Annotated in this window: 3 protein-coding genes and 1 pseudogene; 2 read left to right on the top strand and 2 right to left on the bottom strand. The window is 52.8% G+C overall.

Annotated features, from left to right (window positions below; translation table 11 throughout):
• Window positions 1-125 precede the first annotated feature (125 nt).
• Both KDK14_RS21370 and KDK14_RS21365 read right to left on the bottom strand, forming a co-directional pair.
• Window positions 126-422 (bottom strand): annotated as a pseudogene (locus tag KDK14_RS21370) (DUF29 family protein); the annotation flags it as partial.
• 219 nt (window positions 423-641) lie between these two features.
• Window positions 642-1,331, bottom strand: a complete 690-nt coding sequence (locus KDK14_RS21365; RefSeq protein WP_257267293.1) for a hypothetical protein — start codon at window positions 1,329-1,331, stop codon at window positions 642-644.
• A 250-nt stretch (window positions 1,332-1,581) separates the two neighbouring features.
• On the opposite strand from KDK14_RS21365, the gene KDK14_RS21360 reads away from it, so the two are divergent.
• Both KDK14_RS21360 and KDK14_RS21355 read left to right on the top strand, forming a co-directional pair.
• Window positions 1,582-7,845 (top strand): transglutaminase domain-containing protein, encoded by a 6,264-nt coding sequence (locus KDK14_RS21360; protein WP_257267292.1) that lies wholly within the window; start codon window positions 1,582-1,584, stop codon window positions 7,843-7,845.
• Window positions 7,846-7,876: 31 nt separating this feature from the next.
• Window positions 7,877-8,142: hypothetical protein (locus KDK14_RS21355; protein WP_257267291.1), on the top strand; the 266-nt coding region annotated here is incomplete at its 3' end.

The raw sequence follows: 8,142 nt of genomic DNA, 5'->3' as shown, positions 1-8,142 counted from the left end.
GCTCCCGTTTTAACTTTGGTCTGTCGGTGAGATTCCGACACGTGAATCGTCAGTAACACTGCTCGGCTGGCGTCTTGCGAAAAATACTCAGGTTTAGATAACTTTGAGCAGGTTTGAGCAAGTTTTCAGGAGCGGTTCATTTCCCGTACAGCGAGTCTTCTGGCGTCAGGATAGGCCTCGCTGATCTGTTCATCAACCTGTGGGTTCCTCCTGATCAGCTTGTTAATAGCCAGTCGTGTTCGATCAATGGTTTTCAGCCAGTCACGGCATTGACAGGGCTCTGGCAACAGAGGATTCACAACCCGTTGCTGGTATTCGTATTTGAGCAGGTGCAGGGTGGTGAGTCGGTGTTCCAGCGTACCCAGCTCACTGCCCATGCTTTCGATTTCCCAAAACAGGTTTTCCGTGTCCAGTTGGTCATACTGGCCGTTACGGAATTATTGTTTTTGCTGTTTTGCATTGCCTGCATCCTTTTACTCACTGTTCACCATTCCAGGAGGCTGTCCGGGAATAGCGCCCGACTGGGCGTGCCCGTAGCGAGGATGGCAGAAAATTTCCGACTTTTCAGACCAATTTGCTGACACCGCACGACTGCATGGATGCAGGAGCTAGAGCAACGCAGGAGCAGTTGCCGTCAATTCTCACTCAGCCACCCGATCAGAAGGACCTGAAGTTAGAAAGGAAACTGTCCCCAAAGGCGCAAGGATGATCTCGCTCCAGGGAGCTGATTCAGACTTTGGATAAATCGATTCTTCAATCTCTGACTTCGTAACATCGATAGACTCATGCGGGGTAGATTTCATGAATTGAAAATAAAAAGAAAATGGTCCCGAATCCTCTTCACCTTTCGAATACTCTTCACCTTTCGAATACTCTTCACCTTTCGAATACTCTTCACCTTCCGAATCCACTTCACCTTCCGAATCCACTTCACCTTCCGAATCCACTTCACCTTTCAAATACGCTTCACCTTTCAAATACGCTTCACCTTTCAAATACACTTCAGCTGATGATGCGTTAAGATCGTTCTTGGTCCACACTGCAATCCATACAGGTTTGGGAGCTGGTTTCCTGGTCACCGTGTATTGCCGAAGTAACGGCTGCTCCAAGGTTGGAGAGGAAGTTTCCGACCGTTTTGGGCACGATACCTCCACCACACACTCTTTCACAGTTAGCACACGGTCCAAAAACCACTGACACGGATCAGAATCGATAACTTGCCGAAACACCTGCCCCGCTAACTTTGACCAATCTGCTGTTACATTATTTCCGCCAACGTTCATATAAACCTCCGAAGTCCTGCCAGAGCCAACACTGATATAATTATTCATTACTTTCTTGGACAGTTAATTTCTGAAAAAATTCCCTTCAATGAACTTGATTACCTTTAATATCGTTATGAATATCCCCAATTAATGGCGGAACTTTTCCCGTTTTTCATTATCAAATCAGTGAATTCTCAAAATTACTGATTAAATCAGCCATATTTACATGTTTACTGTTCTGCCAGGCGCAGCAGGTCATGCGCACATTTACTTTTCGCAACGTGGCCACGGTGTCCACCGGGCGTCAGCGGACAGCGTGCCAACCCAATCATTCCGTAACATTACTCCCATCACCGATTGTATCAACCACCTCAAGCAATCAGCACCGCAGGCAGGTGATGCGTTTCATTTTTACAAATCCGAGGACGAGAAGCAGGCGTTGATCCGTTGCTATCGGCAAAAGACAGGCAACGGGTTTCTTTTTATCCTCCGGCATCCGGACGACCTGGATCATCATCCGTTACGAAAACTGCACTATTACCCCTCCACCGGGAAAAAAACCGAGCGCCCCGGCCTTATTTACCAGCCAGTCCCCATCACTCTTATTTTCGATTGTGACAACCTGAAGCCCAGGCAGCTGGCCTCACTGAACGAGCTGTTGGAGAACCCACCCCGGCTCGATGGCACGCCCATCAGCACGACAGTGAGCCGTGTTGTTCTGGCTGATGAGTCGTTAATACGCCGACCTGACGCTCCCGGCCCGGATTTCTGGCGTCGGATATTTGCCTTGAATGGACCTTCTTCACCAATCTGTCACTCCCTTCTTCACCGCACGGTTGTTCCAGCCTGGTCTGCCATTGAGCTTAAGCAGCCGCCAGAACCCGGGAGCTTGCAGATTCGCTGTGCTGGTCACGATGCCTTTGCCAACCTGTTTGGCAATCTGGCCATCAATCGTGATGGCAAGCGGTATTTCCGCAAGGGGATGATCAGCAGCCAGCCAGAACCTGCGACCATCTGCCTGGTGGACCCGCCAGATACCGACAGCCGATTTTGGCAACATGTGTCTGACATTGTCGAGCAAGGCTACTTCATCGCCAATGGTGAACGGGTAAGGCTGCCAGCATCGCTGGTCTTGCAGAAATATGACACCTCGACAGCGGATATCAGGGCATTTCAACAAGCCATCAACAACTCACCGGTGCGACCCGGGCAAACCTGTGGGGTTATCAACACCCACAATTTTGAAGCTATCTTCAGCGATCTGTCGGCCCGGGGCAACACCCTGCAACAGACCGACACCCTTGCGGCGATGGCCAGCGAATTTGGCCAGCTGCTCATTTGCGGTAAATTGACCGATCTGCAATGGCGAGTCCTGAAACAACGGACGGAATCCCTGCCCGTTCCTCCCGGATTGGTGTCAGGCACTCTGCCCAAGCCTTCCGGCGACCATGTTGTTACGCTGCTTGCCCGCCATGATGCCAATATTGCTACCAATTCCTACTGCTATCACCTGGCCGCAGGGCAGCAATGGGAGGAACTGTGGTTTACCAGCAAACTGACACTGTCCGGCAAGTTGAGTTTCCGGCTGCGTAAATCCCCTTTATTGCACAAGCTCCTTGCGGGTGAACCGGTGGTGCTGAGCGGGCTGGAACAAGCCCCGGCCCTGGCAGGGCATCTGGAGTCACTGCTGGCACCTGAGCCCTATCTCTGGATTTACGGCCAGAAAATTGCGCTGCCAGATTGCCGAATCCATATTGTCTGGCCCTGTGACCGTCTCCCTGCCCAGAGTCCCTGGTACCAGCGCTGGCAGCAGCAGGATACCGGCAGTAGTGGGTCTGTCAGCAGTGCCGAACCCATGACGGCCCGCCACCTTGAGGCAAGGGAACAGTTGACCCGTCTTTTAGCCAGCATCAGGACATTGCCCCGGAGCCCGGACAAAAGCTATCCGGTCATCCCGGTTCAGGCACCTGCTGAGTTTCTGACCCTGCTTGAGGCGCAGCTCCACATCGAACAAAGTCTGGATCGTGCCGAGACACTGGCGCCCTTCCACTGGCGCAAGGCCCTGAATAAGCTGCTGGCCCACCCGGTGCGGGGTCATGCAACCATTTACAGTTTTGTCAAGGCGCAGATCAGCGCCCAATTTCCCGATCCTGAGCCAGAGGTTGACATCGATGGCATTGCGCCCATCCTGAAAACTAGGCCAGACCCGGAGCACCTTCAGGACCAGCTGGATAATTTCTGGCCGTTAGCCCGTTATCTGGCACCGGCACTTGCCGACTGCCTGCCTGCAACGTTTGACCTGCCCCGTGCCCACCGCTGCACAGCAAAAATGGCTGCCATTATCCACTCAATATTGCCTGAAGAGGGTATGAAGGCTGATGCATTGCCGGTGGCTGATGCATTGCCGGTAACGGACGACAACATCCATTTCTATCACGGCCATCGGCTGCGTCTGCTTTACGATGCCCTGCTGGTCTTTGCCGAAGACAGCCACAAGCGTGGCATCCCGGTGCATCGACAAGCCATGGACTTGAACCGGCAACTGTCAGCCATCAGCCATCCCTCTGAGCCAGCCGTGCAACAGCAACTTCAGCATTACTTTCCCCAACAGCGGCTGACCACGTCGTTGCCAACGCTGGCCTCAGATTGGCTACAGGCCAGCCATGACCATAAACAGCAACACGCCCGGCGGCTTGAACAGCTCGTTGCCATGCTCGATAAACATAAAATTATTGAGCTGACGGGCCCTTCGGGTACCGGTAAATCCTGTCTGGCTGAAGCTACGGGACAGCGGATTGAACAGCACTCATCAAGGCATTGGCTGGATGCCGCCCTGTGGGCAAAGCTTGGCCAACCAACCGTGAAAACGCTGACTCTGGGGCCAAACACCACATGGGAATACCTTTACGGTTCGCTGACCCTGAAAAAAAACTGGCTGGGTAACCTGGTCTCTCAACCGGTGCCCGGCCAGCTGACGGATTGGGCCAACAGTGCCCGACCGGGCCTGCTGGTTATTAATGAAGCCAACCTGGTACCTCCGGGGCTATTGTCGCCACTGCGCGGTCTGCTGCAATCGCCTCCCCGGCTCTGCGTCAATGGCCAGGTGATCCGGTTAAAAGAGAACCACAGGGTTTTATTGACCGGTAATCCGGACAATTATCCGGGACGGAATCTTGATCCTGAATTAAAAACCGGGCTTCTGCGCCTCTATTACCGGCCACTGCCGGAGTCCATCCTGAAACAAGCCATCGTTGAGCCACTTCTGCCTGATGCCTGGCCCCCGGGATTAAAGTCCACCGCTTCGGCCACCATCCCGTCTGTGCTGGCAACGTATAAAAAACTGTTATCCACAAACTATGAGCTGACGCCCAGGGATCTGAAAGACATCATGGCCCGGTTCAGGCTGCTCACTGTTGATGCCCCCTGCCCCACCAGCCATGAACAAGTCTTGGCACTGGCAGTTGAAGCGTGCCAGCAAAGCCTCGACGGGCGGATCGACCAGGGCAAGCGATGCCAGTGGCAAGCGCTCAGAGCCTACTGGCGCAGCAATGGCCGGGCGGATGATCAAGTGCTTGACCGGCATCAGCGTGCTTTCAATCAGTTTTTCAGCCGATTGACCGGGGTGAATCAGCAGCAATCAGAGTCTTTGGTCATCAATACGCCGACCACCAAAGACTACATAAAAACCTGCTGGCAATTTCTGCAACTCAGGGAACCGGGCCGGGTTGCCATGGTGGTGGAAGGTACTGCCGGGTGGGGTAAGGATGCACTGTTAATGCTGACCCTGGCCACCTGGCAACAGCAAACCGGTAAAGGCTATCAGCACCTCAACGGAGGACCGGACCAATTCACCCGGTTTGTGCAGGCCTTTAACCGTGCCTGGCGTCTCGGTGAGGTATTAGTGGTCAGTGAACTGAATATTATTCCTTCCGGGCCACTGGAAGAGTTCCTCAATGACCGCTTGCCGCTGCCGCACAAGGCCGGGTTCAAATTGATTGGCACCGTTAATCCGCCCACCTGGCCGGGACGGACGGCATTCCCGCCGTCATTGGCCAATCGATTTACCGGCGTTCATATCCAATACGATGCGCTCAAGGATTATCAGCTCAGGCTGCAGGCCATGGGTGTATCCGACCCACTCAGTCAGTGGTTAAGCGCTTGTGCCAATGCCATTAATAATAATCTCCGCTACCAACGCATTCCCCTGGAACTGACGTTGCCGCAGATATTTCAGGTGGCGGATCGACTAACCGGCATGGCCATGGATCAGTGGCCTGAGTGTCTGCGCCAAGAGTGGATATTCTATCTCTTGAACTGCAATCGTTCTTTTAAATGGCCCGTTATTCCCGGGCAGTCATCAAGGCAGCAACCTCCGGGAGGCCCGGTCACCCAATCGTCGGCAACCGTTGCCAGGCCTTTCAGGCTGGGTCCCCGCCCCGGTGTGCCTGTCAACTATCAGATCACCAGATATTTCCCTCGTCGATGGGAGGCCGGGCTGTATCGACTCAAGTTGTTCACAGTCAGTGTGACAACGGACCAGAAGTTAGTTGCAAGCCCGTTGTCCGTTCGTCCTGCTGATCAGAGTTACCTTTTGCCCGCATTAGCTGGACATAGCTACCTGAAAAGCGGTGAAACCCCCGGACGCCTGATACTGAAACCGGGCAACGAGTGGCAGCCATTGCCATCACTGACCCCCGCCAACGGGTTAACCGGTCTGCGAACCATGCCGGCAGAGGTGCCGCTGGAACTGGGACTGGACCACCGAACTGGCCAGCACTTTGTCCGTTCCCGGTTTACCGAACCGGTGATTGTGGATTTTATTATCAAACCCCATCCGACCTACTTTGCACCGTTAACTGCTGACCACACCATCGAAACGCAGCCCGAGCCATGTCCTCCCCTGATCAAAGTACATCTGGATCAAGAGGTTTTCACCGGGCAACCCGGGCCCTTCCCGGGCTACCGGACACTGCGGGAAATAGGGGAAACAGGCAATCTTGCCAAACGGGTGGTAATGCTGGTCGATTGGTTCCGAGGTTTTTCTTACGACCAAACGTTTGCTGAAACCGGCATTGACCTGGTCAAGCGATTATTGCAGGAGCAGCAGGGAACCTGTCGCCACCGTGCGTTTCTCTTTCAGTTGCTCTGTCTTTACTGGGGTATTGAAGCCCGAATTGTACAATCGGACTCCCATGATTTTGTTGAGGTCAAATGCAGGGAAGGATGGCGACTGTGTGATTTAGGGGGCACCAGTAACAGCATGCTCAGTTACTCAGCGGAGCCAGAATGGGACAGCATTTACCGTTCAGCACCAGTGCAGCAGCCAGACAACTCACCTGGCGGACAGGGTACAGGCAGTTCAGCGCCAGTAAAATCAGCTTGCGGACCGGGTACAGGCACTGATGCCCGAGTCTGGGAGCGGATCATCGACCTGGTCATCTCTCTGTGCCGACAATGGCGGTGTGCCAGTAGCCAATTACCCCAAGAGGCCAGTAGCCTCCTCAAAGACACCGTTCTGGAAGAGTTACGGAACCATTTCCGCCCTTTTCCCACGGGACACTTTTCATATCGATATAACTTTGCCACACCAGTCATAGAAAAAATCAAACCCTCTACTATTGTCTTCGACCTGGCGCCGGAGCAATATCTGCTTGCGGCAAGGCATACCATTGACCATTTTTTTACCCTTGCTCCTCCTGAAAAGAAAGCCATTATTGACTGGAGCCACTATGCGCTTGGCGCTTCAAAAGACTGTCAATCGCCAACAGATAATCTTTTCTGTCAGTGGTCGGAGCATGCCTGGCAACTGTATCTGAAAAGCCCGAAAGATTTTCCCGTTCTTCCTATTCAAAGCCTGCAGGCCGTTATCCGATTCAATTTTGATCATGACGGTACGGCTCAACAAATAAGCCAGCGCCTGTTCCGGGTAGAGTCCATTGACAGAACTCATCTGAAAGCTGCCAGCGCCAGTCTGGGGGCGGGCAATTTCCCTCTTCTGGGCGGCAGAAAACAATTGCCCAAGGTGACGGTTACCGATGTTTATTGGAGCCATTCCTCCCGGGGCAGACCAGATTTTGCCCGACTGATCCGGGGTGAACCCTGCTTCCCGGAGAAATCAACCTATTTCCAAGAGGCGAATACCCTGATTTTTTCCAGTCAGTTTTTGATCACACAGGCGGTGTATGCCCTCTCAGAGGCCATTAATCTGCAGACCGGGGCACTGTTTGCTGCGAAACTCCCCTGGCAATGGGATCGCACATACTCCTTTAATTACAACAATTGTGCAAAAAATAACCGACAGTTAATTCGTCTGATCAGCGATCAACGCTCGGCTGCAATATATACTCCCGTGGTATGCCAGGAGCTGACAAGATTCCGGGTCCTGATCGTCGGCAACTTCAGTGGCCAGCTCACCATCTTTGAAAGTCCGGCAGGGGAAAATTTCAACCTGATCGGCAGTGGGATTTTTTCTCCGGGTATTTCCCTGGATTGCCGGGAATCGCTGGAAACCATAAAAAGCCTGATCAATGAACATGATGCAACCATTCTTGACCACGAATATTTGAATAGTTATGGGTAGTTAACCAATTCATTCAGGAACCTTTCCGGGTTTGCCGCATCAAATATGTACAGAAACCGGAATTACTAACAAAAAACTGACTGCTTATATGTTTACTATTCGCCCCGGTGCCTCGGGTTATGGGCAAAATAACCATTCGCAAGCCAGTGATCACTGTGCGGGCATAGCTCAAACTGCGGGCATAGCTCAAAAGAGACGGGCAAATTCTGCAGACGATCCTGCACAGCCCAGTAAAATCCCTAAAAAAACACCAGAAATTGAAGTTTTGTCCGTCAAAATTGAGCAGTTGCATTTTGG

Source organism: Endozoicomonas sp. ONNA2, from assembly GCF_024606365.1.
In the GTDB taxonomy this organism is placed as follows: domain Bacteria; phylum Pseudomonadota; class Gammaproteobacteria; order Pseudomonadales; family Endozoicomonadaceae; genus Endozoicomonas.
This window is presented reverse-complemented; position numbering and strand designations above follow the sequence as displayed.

Excerpts from the sequence above, each read along its gene's own strand:
- KDK14_RS21365 (WP_257267293.1), bottom strand. The coding sequence starts at position 1,331 with ATGAATAATTATATCAGTGTTGGCTCTGGCAGGACTTCGGAGGTTTAT.